We start from the raw sequence: 23,800 nt of genomic DNA on the forward strand, positions 1-23,800 counted from the left end.
ACAATGCACTAAATAAAAAATTCTTCTTTTGTACCTTTGCGTCTCTGCCCAGAACACGAAGCTGGGCTTGCCCCGTTTGGCTCGGGGTAAACGGCTTTGCGAGAAACAAAATCCCAACAATATTAAGTGCAAATTCAAGCAATGGTTCGGACAAAATTTGAATGATTTCAAAGGCTGAAAGCTTACAGAATTCGTATTTATCATCAGCAAACTTAGTTTAATCAAAGTTAGCTATGAAGCTAACTTGAGAAAAAAAGCCAAATTTTGATAACCATTGTTCTGTAAGCCTTATAAGTTCGTTAATAAAACTGTCCGAACCATTGTTCAAGGAGAAATGGTATTAACCCGAACTCGCGTTATTTAATATGACATCCAATCTGATAAATCTTTATCTACTAAATTTTGTAGCTTTAAAATATCTTCACGGTAGCTATCAACCAGTTGCTTTCTAATTTCATTAGACAAATTGGGTTTAGAGCTTCTATTCTTTCGCTTGATATATTGCGAGAATAGCTGCATTTGTTTGGGAAAATAGGGTTTGAAATCCGATAGAGGAGATTGATTGCTCAATAACTGATTGAGCAACAGACTTTTGGGGACAGCAGACACATTTTTACGAGCAAGATCTGGGACAAAATCGGGAGACACCTCCAAAAAATTAAAGATATGTTGCAGAATTTTTATTGGCTGGCGATCCAATTCTTCATAAAGATAAACTTTGAATTGTTGAGGCTCAAAAATCGAGGTGTATCTAGAAAGCTGCTTATAATACAAACCAACTTGTTGGTATAACCAACCTGGTCGCCAATTCTCTTGAGTCCTCCTAGCTTCATCTGCTAATGCTTCGGCAAAAGATAAATTCTCACAACCATCTCGTAACTGATAACAGTAGGCAGAAAAAGCGCGATCGCTAGGATCGCGGAGAATGGTGATTAACTTAACATCAGGTAGGGTTGATTTTATTCGAGATGGCACTTGGGGCAAAAACAGATATTCGGTTGAGGCTTCGCCGACCGCTTTTTCGTTTTTGACCCTTTTGAATAAACTCTGGTATTCTTGCCAACTCATCTTGGGTCTTAGAGAACCCCTGCGGACTGGTCCATTAGTATATTTGGTATAAAATTCTGGAGCAAAAAACCGTGGTTCTTTTTTACGACTGATAAAAATCTGAGGGTGTTGATTTAAGTAATGACACAGGGACGTAGTACCACATTTGGCAGCACCGACAATTATAAAATTGGGCAAAGTCATTTGGAATTTAATGCTTCTCGAATTTTCTAGTATTTACTTTTTTGATATTTAATAGCTATTTCAACCAATGAGCTAAATTTAAACCGACTAAATCTTGAAGTTTCATAATATCTTCTCGATAATCTTCGGTTAGTTGCTGTCTAACTTCTCCTGGTATGGAGGGAAACTGTTGGGAATTCCAGCTTCTAATTTTATGAGCAACATTTTTTCTGATGCCTTCAGGAATAACTTTTTTTGATGCAGTTCTTAAAAAGTGTTTTCCACTAACTATGTTCTGCAAAGCTTTTACTTTAGGATTATTGGAAACATTTTTATAAGTCAAGTCTGGGACAAAAGAATTATCTACTTTCAAAAAAGTAAATAAATCTTGTATTAGCTCTAGAGGATTAGATTTAAGATCGTCGAAAAGATAAACTTTGATTTGCTCGCGATCGAATTTCTCAAAGTATCCCTGAAGCTGTTTATAGTAATAGCCGCCGTGTCGATAGTGCCAGAGATGAGACCAATTTTGAGCAATTCGCTTATCTTCTTCTTGGAGAGCTTCGGCAAAAGAATAAGATTCTAAAGCAATCAAATGTTTGTAACAAGAATAAGCCCTTTCAACGGGATTGCGTAAAATAACGATTAATTTAGCTTCAGGCACGTAGTGAGCAATACGTTCGATCGCCTTACTACTATAAAGATATAACGGTGAAGCTTCCCCGATCGCAATTTCATCGGTTACTCCTTCAAACAACTGACAATATTCAGCTAAAGTCGTTACTGACGTATGATTGATCGAGCGATCGGGATTTTGAAAATTTAATTCTTCCCCTTCCAACGCAAAAAATCGCGGCTCTTTTAGAGGACTCATGTAAATTTGAGGATGCTGGGCAAGATAGTGATATAGGGAAGTAGTCCCTCCTTTTGCTGCACCAATAATCAAGAAATTAGGTAGTTGCATTAGCTTATTCTTATTTTACAAGTATTTATAATTAGATATATTTCAATTATATTTCTGGTTTTAGAGATGTTCCAGTTTAGAGCGATCGACGACTTAAACTAGATTATTTGGTATTAATTGATTTTGATAAAGCGATTCTAGTTTAAAGTATTGTAAAATCTCGAATCCTCGATCGATCTGTTGCACAGAAAGCTTATTCACCCACGAATTAAGAGCATTTTTATTGGAGTAGTTTTTTTGAGGCTCTTGGGCTGTTCTAGTTGGTTTTAAAATCTTTTGTAATAAAATCTCATTGTCAGTCCAATCCTTACCTAAATATTGAAATAAACCCTTGATTTCCACCATAGGATTAGCAACTAAATCTTCATAAATCACCAGATGAATATCTTCAGTATTTAAACTTTGAAATATGACATAGTGGATAATTGCCCAAATTAATATTTGTCTCTCAATAAAGTCGTCTCCCACCCGATTGATAAAACTTTCATGAGGTGCTAAATAATCCTCATATAGAGGTTTTTGCTGTAAAAATGCTTGAGGATCGTTCATCCACGTCCAATTACTGAGCTTTTGTTTGGATAAAGCCACTGCAAAAGGATTGCGGACGAGCAGAACTTTTTTGATCTGAGGCAAGTTGTGGTGAACCCAAGGAACGAGTAGATGAGCAAAAATATCTTTGACTAATATTCCTCGATAAAAAAGACGAGGCTGACTAACATCTGCTCTTAAATGCTTAAATTTGCCACTAAATACGGAGTTTAAAAACCTGCCAAGCTCGGCATCTCTATCATCTGGTCTTAAATATTGAAAAAACTCATAATCGCGAACTTGTTTGACAATTTGCGGATGAAAAGGTTCAAATAATTCTCGATAAGAGCGATCCCAATTGATTAAATCTGAAAGCCAAGTACTACCGCTTCTACCATCACCCACAAGCCAAATAGCATCCTGATAATTTCCTAGATGATAATTGAGACTAGCTAGAGGAATTCTGGAAGTCTTTTTGAATAACTTTTGAATGTTTTTATAATTACTCACTTTAAAACCCGATCTTAAATATAGTGAATTGATGTTGTTGTGTTTGCTCTATCCCACAGAAGAAAATGCTCTCTATTAACTTACCCACTTTGAAAATAGAGAGCGTCAATCAGCTAAGATTAGCCATATAAGGGTTGAAAAGCATCATCAATAGTTGAAACAATATTGCCCTGGGCATCAGCGATAAAGATATCCAATAGTTCGTTGGGTTGAGAAGATAAGTCGGGAATTACCCCACGAATTCTGGTATCCGAAACCTCAAGACTAGCGATCTCGATGGCATTTGCCTCCTGGTTGCCAATAAATACCCTGGTGTCTCCTGGATCGGTATCAAAGTTAACGCCACCAATCACAAAATCACTGCCTCCTTGGACGGGTGCGCGCCAGGGATAAACATCATAAGCAGTAGGGTCTGTCACACTAGGATCGCTAGGAACAGCAACAGTAAGCTGATCTGCTTGATAATCTAACCCAATAATGCTGCCTCCTGGTCCTGTAATAACATCCAAACCGTGAGACACATAATCTCCAGCAGGATTATTACCAGCAATTACATTAGCTACGTTATTCAAGTCTAATAATTCATCAACCTGCTGACCATTAGCCGATAGATCGATAGTGTAAAGTTGTTTTTTCGCACCATATCTTTGAGCTAGCAGATTGCCTCGCAATTGTCCGCCAAAGGTATTAGCTCGATATTCGGTAATGCCGTTAGTCGAGCCTTGGAAAGTAGCAATCGGTGCAGTGTAGCCATCAGCAGGTAAATCGACTGGACTCTCAAAATAGATATTTTGACGATTATCTGTCCTACCGCGATTGCGGTTAGGATGTCCAAAGTATGCATCTTCCGTAATCAAGTTTAACTCTTCGGGTTGTTGTTTACCAAAAGGTTCTTGAGTATCTGGCCCTGTGGAAACATCACCAAACCCACCATTGGCATTATTTTCTGTGGCGTATAGTAAACCTTCAGTAGTAAACACTAAATCGTAAGGATTGCGTAAACCACTGGCATAGACAGACACATCAACCCCTGGAACTACATCGGCATAACCGCCCCAATATTGACTATCTGCGGGATCGAAGCCTAAATTTGCAGGAGGTGTAAATTCAGGTGGTAGATTGGCTAAATCTAAACTATATTCGATCGCACCGTTAAAATTAGATTTGGTGATTTCTGCCTTAAGGATGGCTGCGGTAAAGGGAGATTCATCAATCCCGCCAATATTAGTATCAGCGATTCCCGCATTGGTGTTACTTCCAGAAGTAATAAAGAGATCGCCATTATTATCGAACGCTAGTCCATTGACACCATGATTGTGATTGGATACGCCGATTCCCGTAACTAGAGGTTGTAACTGCCAAGCACCATTTACTTCTTCCAAGACCGAAACTTGACCGCTGTAGGGAGAGAATTCAGTGGCAGGAAATGCGCTACCAGCGTTGGCATAAAATTGGCTGTGAGACACATAAATTTTTGGTTCAGTATCATAGGGATTGAAAGCAATACCCGTAATATTGTTATTAGAAAGACCATTGACGATATCAATCGTTTCGGTTTTGCTCGGATCGATAGTGTTGTCGTCATTAAGAGTGTAAACGGTAATATTACCAATTACTGACGCGACGTATAGTCTGCCATCTTGACCAAATGCTCCTGAAGTGGGTCGGTCTGGAGTAGCTAAAATATCTTGAACAAAGCTAATTTCTCCCGCAGCTACATCATTATCAATAATCGTGACAGAAACATCATCGGCTGTAGTAATCCCTTCATAGTTACTTCCTGCTGTTGCACTAACAATGTGGTTAATTGTTGCAGTGTGTGGTCCTTCTAGTAACTCATCATCTACAGGAGTAACCACAACCGTCTGGGGTTGACTCCAATTGTTGGAATTAAAAGTGAGGCTGGAAATATCTGTAGAAACCTGACTACTATCAAAATTGAAATTAACTGTAACATCCCCTGTAGGCGGAATAGTCAAAACAACACTATAGGTATCAACCGATACGCCTTCTGTTACTTGAGTATCTCCATTAGTTTGCTGAATCAATACTCCTGGTTGGTCTAGAGGGATGATTTCTAAACCTGCGATCGCTGCATTATTGAGACTGGCATCAAAATTGATATCTAAAGTGCCATCGGTCACGCTGGCAACAATCGAAGTATTATTATCGGGTCCTTGAATGACTTTAGCGGTATTTTGTCCGTCGAGAAAAGCATTTTGAATCTCACCAAAAATATCTAGATCATCATAGAAAGTTTGTCCTTCTACTGTTAGATCGAAAGAACGTTGGTTAAAATCTGTAGACTCCCAATCAACAATATGAGCATTAAGCAGATAGTTACCATCTGGTACGGGAATACTGTAGGAGAAGTTGCCCTCTTGACGTTGAGTTTGATAGAGAGCATCGTATGTAGTGTTGGCGATCGCTTGACTGCTGGATACACTTACTGCTTGACCGCCGATAAAATAGGTATCTGCTTGGAAAAGATTGCCTTCATCATCATAGACATTTCCCCCGCCAGCATTAATCCGAATTACTCCATCGTCAGCTTGAGGAGTAACCACAGTTGCAGTAAAGCTAGTTTGACCGTTCGCACCATCGGTATCTGTGGCTCTTACTGTAAGTTCTGCCGTTCCAGTACCGCTATTGCTGTAGTCTAAGATTAAGTCGCCTTCCACAATATTGGTAGAAATCAAACTGGGGTTGCTGTTGTTAGAAATGCTATAAGTTAGAGCTTCATCTGGGTCTAGATCGTCTTCAAAAATAGCATAGAGATCGATCTCGCTATTATTTGCATTTTCTAAAACTACCAAATCGGGAATATCAAGACTATCGGGAGCATTACCCGTTGATGGATTGACAGGAACTAATTCAAAATAGTTGAGATTAAAACCACTAGAATTAGCATCTAGTCGTAGTTCCTGACTGCCAGCATTTAAGTTGACTCCCGAAATAACCACATCCTGCCAAGATTGATTACCTCCCGTACTGGCGAAGTTCTGGCTGTAGCTTTGACCGCCTACTGTAACGGAAAAGCTAGAGTTAGCTTTTTTACTGGCAACTCTAAATACTAAGTCGTAAGTTCCCGCTGCAGGAATATTCAGCTCGTAAGTTAGCCATTCTCCTGATTGAATCCAACCTACATTAAAACCGCCACCATCATCTTTGGTAGTCTGAATGTCCACGGGTTCTTCGGGACGATATGCACCACCTAAGTTGGCATTACTAGTATCGTTATATTCGACACCATTAGTTCCTGCTTTGTAATCTTCGGCTTCGATCCGAATTGTATCTCCAGGATTAGCAACTTCTGTGACAGTTACATTAAAAGTCTCTTCAGTAAAAAGTCCTTCCGTATCAGTGGCGCGGATCGCAATCTCAGCACTTCCAGTTCCCTCTGTGGTGTAGTCGAGAGTTAAATTGCCTGTAATTGGGTCGATCGCAGGAGGAATCCCAAACAAAGCTACATTAGTATTACTTGTTATTTCATAGGTCAAAGCCTGGTCAGCATCGCGATCGTCTTCAAAAACATCAAATAAGGCAATTACAGTATCATCTGCCCCCTCTGTGACTGATATGTCTGCAATACCGTTGCTAATCGGGGCAGTATTGGCACTAGGTTCGCTGACAGTTACATTAAAAGTCTCTTCAGTAAAAAGTCCTTCCGTATCAGTGGCGCGGATCGTAATCTCAGCACTTCCAGTTCCCATTGCTGTGTAGTCGAGAGTTAAATTGCCTGTAATCGGGTTGATCGCAGGAGGAATCGCAAATAAAGCTGTATTAGTATTACTTGTTACTTCATAAATCAAAGCATCGTCAGCATCGCGATCGTCTTCAAAAACATCAAATAAAGCAATAACCGTATTGTCTGCACCTTCGTTAACTGCAATATCAGCAAGACCACTACTAGTAGGAGGTGTGTTGGCATTAGGATCGGCAGGCACCAACTCAAAATAATTGAAGTTAAATGCTCGGGAATTCATATCCATGCGTAGTTCTTGAAGACCCGCACTCAAGTTAACTCCAGGGATGACCACATCTTGCCAAGATTGATTGCCACCAGTGTTCGTAAAAGTTTGAGTATAGTTTTGTCCGCCAACCGTAATCGAAAAGCTAGCAGTGGCTTTACCCGTAGATACGCGAAATACCAAGTCATAAGTTCCCGCAGTGGGGACATTAAGATCGTAGGTCAGCCATTCTCCTGGTCTAATCCAACCGACATTAAAACCACCACCCACATCTTGAGTAGCTTGGATGTCTACTGGTTCATTAGGACGATATTCGCCTCCTAAATTGGCTGTGCTGGTATCGTTATATTCGACACCATTAGTTCCTGCTTTGTAGTCCTCAGCTTCGATGCGAATGCCAGTTCCCGTAGGAGGAGTAGCGTTGACAGTAACGGTGAAAGTCTCTTCGACAAATAGTCCTTCAGTATCAGTGACGCGAATGGTGAGATCGCTCGTGCCAATTCCCGTAGCAGGGTAATCGAGAGTTAAGTTTCCTGTAATGGAGTCGATGATAGGGGGAACTGCAAACAGAGCAGGGTTACTATTAGCCAATACTTCATAAGTCAAAGCCTCATCAGAGTCTTGAGCATCGTCAAAAACATCAAATAGATTGATAACCGTATTATCCGCTTCTTCGGTAACAGTTATATTTGCAATCCCTGTAGTAGTAGGAGCAGTATTGGCTAAAGGATCTCTAACTGTTACAGTAAATGAGGTTTCGGCAATTAGTCCTTCACTATCGGTAGCACTAACGGTGATATTACTACTGCCAATACCAGTGGAGGCATAATCAAGAGTTAATTCTCCTGTAGTCTCATTGATGGTGACATCATCAAATAGGGCAGTATTTGTATTGCCCGTAATCTCATAGTTGAGTTCTACATCAGCGGTTTGTGCATCATCAAAGACACTGAATAAATTAATAATCGTATTGTCAGCATTTTCTACCACCTCGATATCTGCAATACCAGTAGTCGAAGGAGGAGTATTGGCATTAGCTTCATCATGAACTAAGTAGATTGGCTCGGTAACAGAACCTATAGGAAGTTCGTCAGCATCAATAATCGAAGCAACTAAACCAATTGGCAGTTTATCGTCACCTGGAAATGTGAGATTTCCCCCAGGAGCATTAAAGTTAAATAAGGATGTAATATCTTGAACTGTTCCATCTAGCAATACGTCAACGGTTTGAAACTCGATCGCATTATTTGCAGGAAATGGTGAATTAGCAAATTTCTCCGAGAGGTTGATGGGATTTCCTTGAGAATCTACATAGTCAAATGGTTGAATAAATCCTTTGGTCAGTACCACTCTGGCTGTATCGCCAGCTTCACCTGATACCAACACCTGTATATTGCTTTGGGAATAAGAGCCAGAACCGCCCTCACTCAGACCATTAACTGTTAATGATACTTGTTTGTTAAGACTTGCCTGAGAAGCTAGAGTAACGCTACCCCCTTGAGAACCATCTCCGATAAACTCGCCAGCGGCAGTCGTGCCATCGGTAAATAGTATGTGGGCAGTACTACCGACTAGTTCTGCACCAGATACCCCGCCAATATCCCAAGAGTCTAAACGAGGATCGTTACCATTAAGATCTAACGGTTTTTTTGGTAGCCCAACAATGGAATTAGGATCGACATCAACACCAAATTGGACTATTTCTCCTGGGTTGTATCCTCCATCGACATTGGAATCAAATGTCAAGAGCAAACCCTCATAACCATCAACACCACCTACACCATAAAATGGAACGAGTTGCTCGTTATTTCCAGGTTCATAAGCACCCGTTCCTCCAGTATTAGAGTAAGTCAGACCGCGAAAAGCAGTATCTCCTGCAAGACCAAGGGGATCGAAAACCGTATCTGAATAAAGTGCATTGGTGATATCAAAGTAAATCGCTGCGATGTCTTTATCTCCAACGTTCTCCACGACAAAGGATTTGTCGTTGTAAGTGGATGTTTGAATGTTACTTCCAGGTTTGATCGCAATTTTAACTGCGCCTGTTTGATTAGGATCTACTGAATCTATTGGATCTATTCCTGCAAAAGCTTCAACCATAATAGTAAAGTTGTAATTTATAAATTTCTTACGACAAAAATATGAATCTGACTCGAATTGCTCGATTTTCCAGCTTGAATACTAGAGCCTGTAGGAATCCTCTAAGTATTCGTGTACTTTAATTTTGCGATCGCTATGTATTGGGCGAAATAAAGTGTTTTATGGGGAAATTAAATGGTTGGTATCGATACCAACAGCCGTTAAATTGTAGGTATTGAGTTCTTCAGTCAAAAACAAACCTTTGAATCTTGTATACTGATCTATCAGGACTTCTCTTAATTTCTCCTCTGAAATAATTCTTTGTTCTATCAAAATCTGTCCCAACTTTTTCTTGCTGGAAGTTTGCAAGCGTAAAACTTCTTCTAATGTATTGCCCTTGATTATCTTTCTTTCAATTAAGATTTGTCCTAACTTAATATTTTGATTTCTCAGATAAAACTTTAATTGAGATAGGGATATAGAGTTGTTCCGTACCAAAATTTCGCCCAACTTTAATTCAGGGTGCAATCCCTGTTTGAGCAAGGCTCGATCTAATTCTTTTTGAGTAACAATATTCTGTCTGACTAAAATTTCACCCAATTTTTCAGGAGTAAAATTTAACGTCGCTACATCTACTATGGGATCTTCTTCTCGAATTTGGCTAAACTTCCCCCCATCAGGGATGAACAATTGCCTGCTAGCCAGATAGATAAAAGGAGGAATAGTAGAACTATAACGTTTCCACAGCCTTTTCGGTTCTTGCACCAAACGATATAGCCATTCTAGACCAGAGTTTTGTATCCAGTAAGGTGCTCTAGGGGTAATTCCTGCATACATGGAAAAAACCGCACCCACACCAATAGTTACCCCTTGAATACGACCTTGATAGTGGGACATCCATATTTCTTGTTTGGGACATCCCAAACAGACAAAGACAATTCCCGCACCACTTTGATTGATTTCTGCAATTAACTCCTCGTCATGATTTTCCCGAATTTGGTCGACGGGGACAAAAGGAATAGATTTCATGCCTGCAATCTTGAGGATAGGATATTCTAGAGTTAGCCTGTCTTTCATTCGATCCAAAATATCTTGAGTAGAACCCAAAAAATAAATAGGAATTCCCGTGGATTCGGCTAAATTACATAAATTAAGAAACACATCCATTCCCGCTACTTGATTTTGATGAGAAATTCCCAATCTACGCAACATCCACACTAAAGGCTTGCCATCGGGGGTTACTAAATCTGCTTGATGTAAGACATCATTAAAAGCAGAATTTTTATAAGCCTCCATAATCATGTGAACGTTAGCCAAACAAATGAATTTGCTTGCCCTCATTTTTGCCCAGCGCAAAATCAACATCATCTGCTCTTCAAATGGTAGGCAGGTTACTGGAATATTAAGGAGTTTCTTGTTTGGTATCATTATACTTTTGAGTATTCAAAGAACTGTTTACAATAGGATTAGCAATGGAACTTTTATTGAAAACAAAGTCCATGAAAGAATTTATAAATCCATTTGATTTCGAGCAAATTTCTGATAGCCAAGATTTATTGCTTAACAAAATATCAATCGAAACTAGATGCCCTATGGCTTCGATTAATGTTGCTTTTTTATTCTTAAATATTGATGAGAATTGAGCTAGATCTCAAGCCAAGTTAGGAGCGTTCTATTAATCAAAGCTTGCTTGCGGTAATACAATAGGAATATTTAGAGATAGGGTAGTTAAAAAATAAGTCTTAAATCTTATCTAATAATTTTTTGAATTATTCAAATTTGTGCTGTAAATATACTACATATATTCTATTTGAAAGTCAACAATTTCAAAAAATGTAAAAAAATTATTTCTATTTGATAAAAATATTTTAAACAATGGCATTTTTCAACATTTTATACAATAGACAATACACATTTTAAATATACTGAAAAAGCTTTATGTATATTATTATGCAGGTTTCCTGACAATCTAAAATAGAATTTAGAGCGATATATAATGAACGAATAAACTTGTGGTGTTTTTATGGTGAAATTAGCAGAAAGAAGCTAATTTTAGGTTATATATGTAGCAACATACTGAAGATAATTGCTTCATCTTGTCAATAAAAGTATTTTATTTAAAATAATATTTTGTATAAACTATGACTAGCAGTTTAGATACAACAAATTCCGCTCGTTTCAACAATTACTCAGATCGAGATAATGTTGAAGGAGGCTTGAATCTAGAGGAGATAAAGAATATCTTAGTTAGAAATCTTCCTCTAATTGCTGGCTGCACTTTAGGGTTTACCTTTTTAGGATATTTAAAGGTTTTGACTACACCACCTATTTATAACGCTAGTTTTGAAATTTTATCCGAACCCCTAAATATTGAAACTAGCGTTACTTCTACTAATTATAATGATCGCTCTACCCAAACGAGAGAAGAAATTACTTCAGTAGAGCTTGATGAAGTTCAGCTAAAGATCATCAAAAGTCCTGCTTTAATTATGCGTTCGGTTGAATCACTTCAAGATAAATACCCATCAATAAATTATCAGTCCATTGCTAGGAATTTAAATATTGAAATTATCAATCAGTCTAACAAACGCAATATCCTACTAGTAAAATATCATCATGAAGATAAACAACAGGTTTCAGATGTAATCGATAATTTAGCTAATCTATACATAGACTATAGTTTAGAAAAAAGACAGTCGGGAATTACCAGAGGAATTACCTTTTTAGACAAGCAAATCCCCCTAGTCAGCTCGCAAGTTGAAAAAATAGAAAATCAAATAAGTAACTTAAGAAGTACCCATAATTTTCTCGATCCTGAAATATCTACTCAACAAATTAATAATAGATTAGATAGCTTATCTCAAGAAAAAGAAAAGCTTGCCATTGAGAGCCAACAGCTACAATTAAAACTGAGAAATTTTGAACGGGAATTAATTCCCCAGCCAGCTAATTCGACCACCGCGATCGAACTAGCAACGCCACGATATTTAGAATTACTAAATCAATTAGAAACTGTAGACATTGAAATTGCCCGTAAATCGGTGCTTTTTTTGGATCGAAGTGTAGAAATACAAACTTTGGAACAAGAAAAACAAGAAATTATCTCTTTGATAGTTCAAGAGAGAGATGTTATCTTGCAAAAACTAGATAATAAAATTAATAGTCTAGAAACCCGTCAGCGGAGTATAGACCAAGAAATAGCTAATATTCAATTACAATTAGAGCAATGGTCGGTAGTCTTTAGAGACTATAGCCATCTACAAAAAAAATTAAGTATAGCTAATAATAAATTAAATGAGTTTACCTTGCAAAAAGATGCTCTTTCAATTGATGCCGCTCAACAAGAAGCACCCTGGCAATTATTAAGCCCTGCGACAGAACCTAAAATCAACAGTATTAGCAGTGTCAATTATCTATTTCTAAGTTCTAGTTTGGGGCTATTAGTATCTATGGGCGTATCATTATTAATTGATAATAGTAAAAAAATTATTTATGACACCGCCAAAATAGAAGAAATCACTAGTCTACCAATTTTAACTAATGTTCCCTATCTACCTAAAATAAAAGATTTATCTTTGACCAAAATTGCCAACTCTACTTCCAAAACCAAAAAATTACTTCCTAGCAAGCAAACTTCAGTAGAGAAACCTGCTGCGGAAGTAGAAGTAGAAGTAGAAGTATTTCGTTCTCTGGCTGCTAACTTGAATTTGCTCGACTTGGATTTTGATTTAGAGAGTATTGCGGGCAAAAATTTAAAGTCAATTGCCATTACTTCTGCTATTCCTGGAGAAGGAAAATCTACCGTAGCTTTCAATTTGGCTAAAGCTTGCGCATCTCTTGGCAAAAAAACATTATTAGTAGATACAGACTTAAGAAGCATTGATTGTTTGACTTCACGTCTGGGTTTGGAATCAGAGATAGGTTTAACCAATATTCTCCATATAGACGACAACAATGTGGGACTTCGATATGTTAAGCAACTACCTTGGGAAGAGAATTTATATGTTGTGACATCTGGGTTTAATAAATTTTCTTTTGATAATCAAATAGATTCTGGTCGTTTGTTAGCTTCAGTTAAAATGCACAATTTAATGGAAGAATTTAAAGCCCAATTTGATACCATTATCTACGATATTTGTAGCGTTACTGGTTTTGCAGATGTGAATCTACTAGCAGCTAAAACAGATGGAATTATCTTAGTTACGGGCTTAGGTAGAATCCGAACTGTGTCATTGGTTGAAACTCTCAAACAGTTAAGGCTATGTCAAGTACCTATTTTAGGAATTGTGGTTAACAACGGTCATTTCTCAGGTTAATGAATAGCTGTGGTTTAGATAATACTTCAGATAGTTAAGTGAACTACACTAAAAACTAAAAGTAGTTCTAACAGTTCCAATTACCAAGTCTTCAGAGTTTTGAATATTACTATCGGGTTCGGTAATCCAAATTAGCCCAGGAGTAATGGCAACATTATCGCTGACTTGATATTGGTAAAAAGCTTCTAAATGTAAAGAGCGATCGCTATCTGCTTCTATATTCTCGATAGTAGATTTGGTTGCAGTCGGTTCGCTACCGACGATAATGCCCGCGATGCTACCTTCCCTACCAAAATCGGGAAAAGCCAGAGTTGCAGCCCAATTCCAAACATCTAAAGTCCCTCGATCTATTTGTCGATCTAGAGTAGAAAGATTGCTAACTCGACTCAAACCACCCCAACCGCCAAGAACAATGCGATCGCTAATCGTCCAGGATAATTCTAAACCATAGGAATTGCTAATAGTTGGAGTTGTTTCGCCAAAAACTTCCTCGGTTTGCGATCGCAAATTAGATGTATCAGTTCCCGTTCCAGTATCGCTTTGATTGTAGCTGTGGATATAGGTGGCTGCCAGACTGAGACTATCAAAAGGAGCGATCTCAATTTGCCCCAAAGCACTATATGCACCATTAAATAAACCGTTACCTGGTTCAGATTGGTTAGCAGAAGAAGCTAAATAACCCGCAGTAATTTCTACCCGATCTAGGGGACGATGTACCACTCCTACTCCCGCATCTCCAGGAGGATTATAAATCGGGTTACGAGTGCCAAAAGTAGAAATAGCACCCGATCCGCCGTCACCATCTAAAATATTAATCGTTGGGGTAATATCTTCGGCATCGATCCCCGTCGCCCCAACAATCAAGTCTAAATTGTCATTAACGCCAAAACTATAATATATTTCTTCTAATTCCAACTCATCTGTTTCTGAGTTACTAAAAGACAAGTCTCCTTGAAAACTGTCGAGTTGTTCGGTAAAGCCAGGAAAATTGTTGCGAGATAGTCTGGTAAATAGCAAATCTTCTCCACTAAAACTAGTTTTTAAGTCTAGCCTCAATCTAGTCCCCAAAATACTGCTGCTATCCTCCCCATTAGATAAAACATCTCCTAAACCCACAACTGCCTCTCCCTGAAGTTTGGTAGTTGTAGAAAATTTAATTACCTCTAAATCTTGAACGCGGGCTTGTATCCCATCGGTTCTACCTTGTAGTATGGCTAAATCTGACTGAAATTCTTGCATCAAACGCAAAACAGTATCGACATCTGCTTGAGACATTCGATCCGAATTAGTCAATATTTCTTCAACCTTATTCAAGCAACTATTTAACCCCGCAACAAACTCCCTACGAGAAATGGTTGCTTCTCCTCGATAAGTCGAATCGGGAAAACCACTAACGCAACCATAACGCTCGATCAAACCGCGCAAAGCTTGATAAGACCAATCAGTTGGTTTTATATCTTGCAAGCGATCGATACTATCTGTCTGAGAAAAAAATAGAGTTTTCTTTTTTTCTTGACGTTCGGCTTTTTTTAGTATAACTTTGTTCTGCCAATCTTTATTTAGATTGTCTTTTAAAGCGATCGCGCTGATGTCAGCAGCTATGGTTTGATTGCCAGATAGCAACAAATAACTAGCAGCTAACAGGACAGTTATGCGACCTCGATCGATCCACAACTCAGACATTTTCAATAAACCTCTCACACACCAAAATGCTTTGTTGAAGTCAAACTTTTTTGAATGCAGCAATAATTTCGCAGCAAATAAAAGCACTAATGTACAACCATAGTGTCAATTTAAGTTCGATTCAAAAAATGTTTGCAATCTTTTAAGCTTCCTCTATTGTGGCATCGATCTAAATTAATTGGGCGTAAAATTTCTGCCTATGAATTGTTATCAAGAAATCTAAATTTTATAAAGTTATATTAAATGCTTGAGACCTAATCTGGAGGTTTGGTTTTTAAGTTGATATATAGATGAGTTATATTTGAAGCGCAAAATTATTCATCGCAATCGCCTTTCCAGAATGAAATATTTATTATCTACTGTTACTGCTACGATCGCTTTGATTCAGCCTCAAATGGTTTGGGCAGAATCTACTATTCCGAATGTAGAGGCGATCGCTCACAAGTATACGGTGAAGGTAAACCCAGATGGACAATGGGGATCGGGAGCGATCGTTGGGAGAAATGGCAATATATATTATGTGTTAACTGCTAGGCACGTAGTTAATGATATACGGGCGGGGGAAGAACTTTGGTTGGTTACTCACGATCGCCAAGATTATCGAGTTAATGTAGAAGGGACAAGTTTTTTGCCGAATAATGTCGATTTGGCATTAATTCAATTCACCAGCGACAAGGATTATCCCGTTGCTACTATTTCTCAACATAACTATCGACTGTACCAACGTCGGGATTATGACAACAATACCGTCAGAGATGCTTCGGTTGAAAAGCAATATATATATGTGTCGGGATTTCCTCTAAGAGAAGAGAGACGAGTATTTAATCCTGGATTTTTGTTCGATAATTCCGCTAGTGCAATTTCCGCCCCAGAGATTGCTAACCCCGATGATAATTTTGGTGGCTATGAATTGGTATATACTAACCTAACCCATCCTGGGATGAGTGGTGGTGGAGTTGTCGATCTCGCAGGAAGACTCGTCGGCATTCATGGTAGGGGCGACGGTAAAATTATTGGCGAAGAAGATGAAATTATTCGCCAGTATCTCGATGAAGTTGGGGGAGGTTCAGTAAAAATTAAAGTGGGGCTGAGTTTGGGGATTCCCATTCAGACTTTTTTGAGTTGGGCTAAAGATCGACCCATTTATCAATATTTATCTGTAGAAGATTCTACTCCTCCTAATTTAAGTTCCCACAGTTGGCAATCTTGGCAACCGCCTCTTTCTGTAACAGATCCGAATAACCCCTATCACTGGATTGAAAAGGGCAATCAATTATGGCGCATTGGTAGAGTAGCGGAAGCGCGAGGTGCATTTGATCGGGCGATCGCTCTAGAGCCAGATCTTTATTTAGCTTGGTTTGCTAAGGGTTTTACTCTAGGATTCGATCGCCAGTACGATCGAGCTTTAAAGGCTTGCGATCGCGCCATCGAACTCAATGTCTTGCCGACTAAAATTAAATACGAATCTTTTCGCTGTAAAGCTGGTGCTTTGCAACATTTACAACAGATCGAAGCAGCTTTAACTGCCTTGGATCGAGCTTTGGAAATTAATCCTCATAATTCTGCTGACTGGATGCTTCGAGGAGAATTACATTTTGCTTTAGGAGAATACGAAACTTCATTGCAGTCTTTAAATAAAGCAGTGACATTAAGACAGACTCAAAAATTGCCAGCTTCTGCTTTACTCCATAACAATCGAGCTTTGGTAGCTGGGGAGTTAGGTAAATATCGAGAGGCTTTGGCAGATGTGGAACAAGCGATCGCCATCGAGCCTAATTTTGCTCCTGCTTGGCGCAATAAAGGTTCGATCTTAGAATCGAGCGATCGTCATGAAGAATCTTTAGCCGCTTATCAAAAAGCTTTGACTTTAGATCCCCAAGATTATAATACTTGGACAAATCAAGGCTTCACTTTATATAAATTACAACGCTATACAGAAGCTAAAGAAGCATTTGAAAAAGCTTTAGAAATTAATCCAGACTATCAACCTGCAATTGAAAATTTAAAAGCCATTAATTCAGTGATTTAATTTACCTATTCAATTTAAGATGGTCAACTAAATTAAAAATTTATCTACTTAACTTTTAGGTGAAAACTTGCATAAATCAAAAAACTTAACAGTATAATTGTAATATAAGACTTAATCGCTATTTATTATAATTATGAAATTAACATCTTATCTTTCTCTTGCAGGAACATTTGCTGTTACTCTAGCTTCTACGTTAATTACTACCACTTCAGTTCGCAGCGAAACTGCTATTTTTGCCTGCGATAATTCTAGTTCTATACCCACTACCATAGTACAGTCTCCTCGATATGGTTCGGTCAAAATTATTGAATGGAAAAGCACTGATTTTGGCGATAAATTTAACCCTCAAACCCGTTGTAATTTAGTATCGGCTAAGTTTGAAAAGTTTGCTCGTGCAGGAACGCTCAAATACTTTACAACTGGTTCGGTAAATCGCCAACCTGTAATTTGTGCGGTAGCTTCTCAAAGTTCTCCTTGTAACTCGGAAAGTATGCTTTACACCCTCAGAAAAAATGTCAGCGCCCAGGAAACTCTCAAACAACTATTAGACATTAAATCTGGGGCTACTAGTGGTGCTTTAAATGAAACTGAAAGCCGAATTTATATTGATTTTGAAAAAGTCTTAGAAGCTAAAGCCCAAGTCAGTCAAGCAGAACCTTTATTTTAATAGCTTTGCTTTAGTTATTTAGTTATTAGTTATTAGTTATTAGTTATTAGTTATTAGTTATTAGTTATTAGTTATTAGTTATTAGTTAGCTTTAATTGCCGATCTAAACTAATTAAATAATCTCGACCGTATTCAGTATTATTTTCCAGGTTTTCCCATAAATGTTCGGGAAAATCTAGTTCGTATTCTTCACTACAGGAAGCAGCAGCAACGGCGATCGCAGCAACGGAACTGCTATTTTGATTAAGACTAATACAATGTTGTAATAATTGACTCAAGCTTTGATGTTGGATAACTAATTCAATAGTAGTTTTAACAACAGTTAAACTGGGACTTAATACTGCTGAAGATTGCAACCAATCAGTCATAAGATAAATATTTAAAAAGTCCTTTAGTTGTTCTTTTTTACCCAAACTATAAATAAAAAAGTGACACATTAAAGCCACGGCGATCGCACCATTCAAACTATCGGGATGATTGTTAGTAATGGCAGCTTGAATCATACTAGCTTGAAAAACTTTTTCGGGAGTCGAACGTTTGCCAATCGACATGGCTCTAATTGCAGGTAAATCTAAATCGCTATAAGGATCGATATTATCGATTAATTCCCTACCATCTCGCGATTTTTGCAGTAATACATCGAATTTATCTCCATAACCTTGTCTGGGATCTTGTTTGTAGGTAGTTAAGAGACTATTAGCCAAATATTCCTTAACCCAAGAATGACCTTGAATCAGCATTTTGGCGATCGCTATATTGCTTTGAGTTATTCCTGTATATTTTCCAGTCAAATTTTGTAAATCTTCTGACAAAGGATATTCCGTAAGGTTATTGTAACTGGCGATAAATTCTGGCGGGCGAGCGACGAAATTTGCAGCATAGGCATCTGCGATCGCAAGTTCGAGGAACATATACAGGATTGTAAATAAGTTGGTGTTTATTTTCGATCGTCAATGTTAACCCAAACCAAAGATTTCATCTCCCTATTTAGTAGTAAAACTTAAAACTCAAATAAATTTGTTTAGTTGAAAAAACTTAATCCAAATTCACCTTAAATATCTTGCGAGAAAATTCTTCGGTAAGATTTTGTTATGAATCTATATCATGAGGTTTATTCTATGACGGTGAAGATTTTAGTCGTTGAAGACGAATTAGAAATGGCTAATGCTGTCAAAGCAGAGCTAGATTATGAAGGATATCAAGTTAGTCTGGCTTATGATGGGCTAACGGGATTGAGTACGGCTAGACATACAGAATTTGACCTTATTTTACTAGATTGGATGCTTCCTGGACTAACTGGGGTAGAAATTTGCCGTCGTCTTCGTCAAACAGCTAATAAAGTACCGATTCTATTTTTAACGGCTCAAGATGCCATTAGCGATCGCGTTGATGGTTTGGATGCGGGTGCTAATGATTATTTAACTAAACCTTTTAGCATTGAGGAATTATTAGCTCGAATTCGTTCTATTCTGCGACGGGCAAAAGATAGCCAAGAAAGCAGGCAAAAAAATGTTTTGCAATTTGCCGATCTAAAATTAAATTTAGTTACTAGAGAAGTATTTCGGAGCGAGCGCAAAATTGATTTGACTGCCAAAGAATTTAATATTTTGCAATATCTTATGGCTAATGCAGAAAGAATATTATCGCGCCAACAAATTCTCGATCGAGTTTGGAATTACGATCCAGTTGATAACGACAGAATTGTTGAAGTTCATATTCGACACATCAGACAAAAACTCGAAGCGAAACAAGAAACAAGATTGATTCAAACTGTTAGAAGTGTTGGTTATGTTCTGCGAGAACAATAAAGATATAGTATTTGATTAAACAATTTTTTGATGAAAACCAACTTCAATTTAACTACCAAGTTTAATTTATTACTAATCATAATTTTTCTGACGGGAGTATTGATATCGGGTTTATCTTTATCAAAGATTTTATATCAGCAAGCAGAAGATAAATTGACCTCTGAAGGTCATATTTTAATGAAAATGATGGAAGAAGCTAAATATTATACTAGCGTCCATTTATTAGAATCTTATCAAAAAAATACCGCTAATACTCAAGAATTTAAAGCTTCTATCGTACCTGCCTATGCAGCTAAGGAAATCTTTGCTAACTTCCGAGAGATGACTAAATTCGAGCACTATCAATATAAAGAAGCTACCATCAACCCGACTAATCTCGAAGATCTTCCCAATGATTTTGAACGGGAATTAATTTATTCTTTTCAACAAAATAAAGATCTAAAAATATTATCTGGCTATACTAATCAACAAGACAATAAATACTATTATATTTCTCGACCTCTTACTGTTAAAGACGAGAGTTGCCTGCAATGCCATAGTACTCCCGATCGCGCTCCCCAAGAAATGTTGGAATTATACGGAGATAAAAATGGTTTTAATTGGCAATTAAATCAACTCACTTCCGCCCAAACTTTTTATCTTCCTGCTAATGATGTAGATACGGCAGTTCGACAGGGAATGGCTGTAGTTCTCCCCGTGTTTTTAGGTATTTTTGCCACTCTAATTTTATCGGTCAATGGTCTGTTGCAATATACAGTTATCGTACCAATTAAAAGATTAATTAAAATAGCCAATCAATTGAGTATTAATACTATTAATATTACTCATTATTTATCCTTCAGCTATTTCGAGAAATTAAAACAACGTCGCGACGAAGCAGGAGAACTAACTCAAACTTTTGCAATTATGGCAGAAAAAATTGTCAATCGTGAACGAGATTTGCGTCAAGCAGTGGCAGACAGCACCGAAGAATTAAGAGCAGAAATTACAGAACGAGAAAATATTGAACGACAACTAGCCAAACAAATAGAGCGAGTACTATTACAAGAAAAAATTACTCAAGAAATTCGCCAAAGTTTAGATATCACTCAGATTCTGCAAACTGCTGTCAATAATATCGGTAATGCTTTTAAAGTAAGTCGCTGTCAGATATTCTCCTACGCCCAAGCCCAACCCCACAAAGCAAAAGTTATCGCCGAATATATCATTCCCCAATATCCCCGCACTTTAGGGCTAGAAATATCTCTAGACGAAGCAATTTGTCTTAATACCGCACTGTCTCAAGAAAAAGCAGTTTATTGGTCTTATGTTTACGATACCCCTTTACTAAGTTGCTGCATTCATCTTTACCAACAATTGCAAATCTATTCCCTAATGACCGTTAGAACTTCCTATCAAGGTCAAGTAAACGGAGCAATTAGCATTCAACAATGCGATCGCTATCGTCAATGGCAACCAGACGATGTAGAACTACTAGAATCCGTAGGGGCTCAGGTGGGTATTGCTCTGGCTCAAGCAGGGCTTTTACAACAAGAGAAAAAACGCAGTCGAGAAATTGAAATCGCCAATCGGGCTAAAAGTGAATTCCTTGCCAATATCAGCCACGAATTACGCACTCCTCTCAATGCCATTATTGGTTTTAGTCAGTTAATGAATCGCGATCCCGCGATCGATCCCAAACAACAAGAAATAATTAACATTATCAATCGCAGTGGCGAACATCTTCTAGAAATGATTAACGAAGTTCTGGAGATGTCTAAAATTGAAGCGGGAAAAACCGAACTATATTTCCAAAATATAGATTTAAGATTGTTGCTCAATACCCTAGAAGCAATGTTAGCAATCGAGGCTCGATCTAAAAATCTGCAATTAATCGTAGACTGTGCTGCTGATGTGCCTAACTATATTCGTACCGATGAAAATAAGTTGCGTCAAATTTTAATCAATCTAATTGGTAATGGAATCAAATTTACTGAAACTGGCAGTATTACTCTAAGAATTAGGCAACAAGGAACGAGTTATTCATCCCAGTGCAATTTAAAATTTGAAGTAGAAGATACTGGGGCGGGAATTGCACCTGAAGAAATCGGTCAAATATTTCAAGCCTTCAATCAAAGCGAAACAGGTCGTCAATCGAAACAAGGAACGGGTTTGGGCTTGCCGATTAGTCAAAAATTTGTCGAATTGATGGGTGGCAAGTTGACTGTTAGTAGTAAAGTCGGAAGAGGTTCGATTTTCCGTTTTAATATTATTGCCGAGCGGATCGAACGAGAACAACTAGAATCAACAGCTTCAAAATCAGTCCGAGTTCTTGCACCCAGTAAATCTAAATATCGCATTTTGATTGTGGATGATGTATGGCAAAGTCGTTTGCTAATGGTCAAATTACTCAGTCAAATCGGATTTGAAGTCCGAGAAGCCGAAAATGGGCAACAGGCTGTAGAATTAGCTCGACAATGGCAACCTCATTTAATTTTCATGGATATGCGAATGCCAGTGATGGATGGCTACGAAGCTACCAGGAAGATTAGAGAAGCAGAAACAAACCGAAATAATTCAACTCCACCAGTAAAAATAATCGCTTTAACCGCAAGTGCCTTTGAATCTAAGCGGACAGAAACTATTACTGCGGGTTGCGACGATTATCTGCGAAAACCATTTCAACAAGATTCCTTGTTAGCCAAGATTCAAGAACATTTAGGGATTGAATATATCTATCAAGAAAATTCTAGAAACAATTCAAACACAGAGCGATCGCCAACAAGTCAATTGAGACCTTTGACTTCCGAGTCTTTACAAATAATGCCCGAACAATGGTTGCAGGAATTCAAACTCGCTGCTGAAGAATTAGACGAAACAAAATTAATAGCTGCAATCTCTCAAATTCCTCAAGCTAACGATCTCCTAATCGCTTCTCTGACCAATTTAGTGGAAAATCTTCAGTTTGAAACCATAGTCAAATTAATGGAAAATTAATTAAGTAAAATTACTTTTTAGGAGAAAAGAGTAATACAGGAAACCAACTACTCCGCATCACATCGTTGGCAAAACTACGAACAGTCCATTGCAAAAGATTATTGCGATAGTCAGTCGCGATCGCGATCGTACTAATATCAAAATCTAAAGCAGCAGTAGTAATTTCCTGTAAAGGGTTGCCTATTTTCACCAAAGTATTAACTTCTATGTCTAGTTCTTCTAATTCTGCTTTAACCGACTCTAATTCCGTTTCCGCTTGTTTGGCTCGCTCGTCTGCTACCAAAGATTTTCTACCGCAATCATCAATTACCGAAATTAGCATACATTTCTGTAGAGAATCAGCAGGGCGATCCTGAGCATATTTCTTGATTTCGTCAATCAAATAGCGGGCAGTTTTGCTGCCATTGTAGGGAATTAAAAAGTAACGCCAAAGATGCTGACAGCGCAAAGCCAATTCTTCCCGAGTGTAGGTAGTAATCAATTCGGGACGAATAATATTTAAAGGATGACTGGTAATCTTAGCTAATCCCGCACTAGTACTACCAAAAAATTTTTCTTGCAATAAACTTTTGATTGGAGTTCCCGTCATAATGACATCTACGGAATGGGTTTTCAAAACTCTGGGAATCGTATCTAAAGGTTTACCTGAAAGGACTTCTATCTCTACTTCCACGCTATCTGGAGCATTTTCTTTTGCTTGTTGCAAACGTTGCTTCGCTTCCTCAACTTTCTCTTGATCGATTCGAGGAACTTCTCCTTCTTCCCACAAAGGAACGCTGTGAAAAAAAACAATTTTGTTTAAACCACACTGAGCCAGATTAGGAATACAATCAATCAAACGGTACAAACCGTCGGTAAAATCGGTGCAGATCAAGCAGCTTTGAAACATAGCAGGAGCAAATAATCATTTTCTCTTACACTAGCAAAAAACCGATGTGCCGTCCCGATAATCTTGATTTTTGTATCTTTTAAGTCTCTACCGAGCAATTTTTAGCTGCAAATATTAATAACCCCAACATCCCCAGCTTTTTTCTCTAGA

At 38.0% G+C, this 23,800-nt stretch carries 13 protein-coding genes; 5 read left to right on the forward strand and 8 right to left on the reverse strand.

Annotated elements, in window-relative coordinates:
- Positions 1 to 360: 360 nt before the first annotated feature.
- The 5 genes from AC33VI_RS17290 to AC33VI_RS17310 all read right to left on the reverse strand — a co-directional run bounded on the left by AC33VI_RS17290 (position 361) and on the right by AC33VI_RS17310 (position 10,710).
- Positions 361 to 1,251: a sulfotransferase family protein gene (locus AC33VI_RS17290; protein ID WP_491783506.1), complete on the reverse strand. Its 891-nt coding sequence runs from the start codon at positions 1,249 to 1,251 to the stop codon at positions 361 to 363.
- A 55-nt stretch (positions 1,252 to 1,306) separates the two neighbouring features.
- On the reverse strand, positions 1,307 to 2,194 hold the full coding sequence (locus tag AC33VI_RS17295) for a sulfotransferase family protein (protein ID WP_491783507.1): 888 nt from the start codon (positions 2,192 to 2,194) through the stop codon (positions 1,307 to 1,309).
- Between the two features lie 93 nt (positions 2,195 to 2,287).
- Positions 2,288 to 3,232 (reverse strand): sulfotransferase domain-containing protein, encoded by a 945-nt coding sequence (locus AC33VI_RS17300; RefSeq protein WP_491783508.1) that lies wholly within the window; start codon positions 3,230 to 3,232, stop codon positions 2,288 to 2,290.
- A gap of 119 nt (positions 3,233 to 3,351) precedes the next feature.
- Complete coding sequence (locus AC33VI_RS17305; RefSeq protein WP_491783509.1) at positions 3,352 to 9,303, reverse strand: carbohydrate-binding protein; 5,952 nt, start codon at positions 9,301 to 9,303, stop codon at positions 3,352 to 3,354.
- Between the two features lie 159 nt (positions 9,304 to 9,462).
- Positions 9,463 to 10,710: a WecB/TagA/CpsF family glycosyltransferase gene (locus AC33VI_RS17310; protein ID WP_491783510.1), complete on the reverse strand. Its 1,248-nt coding sequence runs from the start codon at positions 10,708 to 10,710 to the stop codon at positions 9,463 to 9,465.
- A gap of 713 nt (positions 10,711 to 11,423) precedes the next feature.
- Here AC33VI_RS17310 and AC33VI_RS17315 point away from each other — a divergent pair.
- On the forward strand, positions 11,424 to 13,598 hold the full coding sequence (locus AC33VI_RS17315; protein WP_491783511.1) for a GumC family protein: 2,175 nt from the start codon (positions 11,424 to 11,426) through the stop codon (positions 13,596 to 13,598).
- 48 nt (positions 13,599 to 13,646) lie between these two features.
- Here AC33VI_RS17315 and AC33VI_RS17320 read toward each other — a convergent pair whose 3' ends face one another.
- A complete protein-coding gene (locus AC33VI_RS17320) occupies positions 13,647 to 15,281 on the reverse strand; it encodes an iron uptake porin (protein ID WP_491783512.1) in 1,635 nt (544 codons plus the stop codon).
- 301 nt (positions 15,282 to 15,582) lie between these two features.
- Between AC33VI_RS17320 and AC33VI_RS17325 the strand changes: the two genes are divergently transcribed.
- Both AC33VI_RS17325 and AC33VI_RS17330 read left to right on the forward strand, forming a co-directional pair.
- Entirely contained in the window at positions 15,583 to 17,310 is a 1,728-nt protein-coding gene (locus AC33VI_RS17325; RefSeq protein ID WP_491783513.1) for a tetratricopeptide repeat-containing S1 family peptidase, read from the forward strand.
- A gap of 133 nt (positions 17,311 to 17,443) precedes the next feature.
- Positions 17,444 to 17,977 carry a COP23 domain-containing protein gene (locus AC33VI_RS17330; protein WP_491783514.1) on the forward strand — a complete coding sequence of 178 codons (534 nt, stop codon included), beginning with the start codon at positions 17,444 to 17,446 and terminating at the stop codon, positions 17,975 to 17,977.
- Positions 17,978 to 18,051: 74 nt separating this feature from the next.
- Here the strand turns inward: AC33VI_RS17330 and AC33VI_RS17335 are convergent, their stop codons facing one another.
- Complete coding sequence (locus AC33VI_RS17335; protein WP_491783515.1) at positions 18,052 to 18,888, reverse strand: ADP-ribosylglycohydrolase family protein; 837 nt, start codon at positions 18,886 to 18,888, stop codon at positions 18,052 to 18,054.
- Positions 18,889 to 19,095: 207 nt separating this feature from the next.
- Here AC33VI_RS17335 and AC33VI_RS17340 point away from each other — a divergent pair, with 207 nt between their 5' ends.
- Both AC33VI_RS17340 and AC33VI_RS17345 read left to right on the forward strand, forming a co-directional pair.
- Positions 19,096 to 19,785, forward strand: coding sequence for a response regulator transcription factor (locus AC33VI_RS17340; RefSeq protein ID WP_491783516.1), 690 nt, complete (start codon positions 19,096 to 19,098; stop codon positions 19,783 to 19,785).
- 30 nt (positions 19,786 to 19,815) lie between these two features.
- Entirely contained in the window at positions 19,816 to 22,761 is a 2,946-nt protein-coding gene (locus AC33VI_RS17345) for a c-type heme family protein (protein ID WP_491783517.1), read from the forward strand.
- Between the two features lie 10 nt (positions 22,762 to 22,771).
- Here the strand turns inward: AC33VI_RS17345 and AC33VI_RS17350 are convergent, their stop codons facing one another.
- The gene (locus AC33VI_RS17350) at positions 22,772 to 23,650 is read right to left on the reverse strand and encodes a universal stress protein (protein ID WP_491783518.1); all 879 of its coding nucleotides are present in this window, start codon (positions 23,648 to 23,650) and stop codon (positions 22,772 to 22,774) included.
- Between the last annotated feature and the right edge of the window lie 150 nt (positions 23,651 to 23,800).

The organism is Waterburya sp., from assembly GCF_058530065.1.

Excerpts from the sequence above, each read along its gene's own strand:
- AC33VI_RS17335 (WP_491783515.1), bottom strand. The coding sequence starts at position 18,888 with ATGTTCCTCGAACTTGCGATCGCAGATGCCTATGCTGCAAATTTCGTC.
- AC33VI_RS17315 (WP_491783511.1), top strand. The coding sequence starts at position 11,424 with ATGACTAGCAGTTTAGATACAACAAATTCCGCTCGTTTCAACAATTAC.
- AC33VI_RS17340 (WP_491783516.1), top strand. The coding sequence starts at position 19,096 with ATGACGGTGAAGATTTTAGTCGTTGAAGACGAATTAGAAATGGCTAAT.
- AC33VI_RS17305 (WP_491783509.1), bottom strand. The coding sequence starts at position 9,303 with ATGGTTGAAGCTTTTGCAGGAATAGATCCAATAGATTCAGTAGATCCT.
- AC33VI_RS17295 (WP_491783507.1), bottom strand. The coding sequence starts at position 2,194 with ATGCAACTACCTAATTTCTTGATTATTGGTGCAGCAAAAGGAGGGACT.
- AC33VI_RS17290 (WP_491783506.1), bottom strand. The coding sequence starts at position 1,251 with ATGACTTTGCCCAATTTTATAATTGTCGGTGCTGCCAAATGTGGTACT.
- AC33VI_RS17310 (WP_491783510.1), bottom strand. The coding sequence starts at position 10,710 with ATGATACCAAACAAGAAACTCCTTAATATTCCAGTAACCTGCCTACCA.
- AC33VI_RS17320 (WP_491783512.1), bottom strand. The coding sequence starts at position 15,281 with ATGTCTGAGTTGTGGATCGATCGAGGTCGCATAACTGTCCTGTTAGCT.
- AC33VI_RS17330 (WP_491783514.1), top strand. The coding sequence starts at position 17,444 with ATGAAATTAACATCTTATCTTTCTCTTGCAGGAACATTTGCTGTTACT.
- AC33VI_RS17350 (WP_491783518.1), bottom strand. The coding sequence starts at position 23,650 with ATGTTTCAAAGCTGCTTGATCTGCACCGATTTTACCGACGGTTTGTAC.
- AC33VI_RS17345 (WP_491783517.1), top strand. The coding sequence starts at position 19,816 with ATGAAAACCAACTTCAATTTAACTACCAAGTTTAATTTATTACTAATC.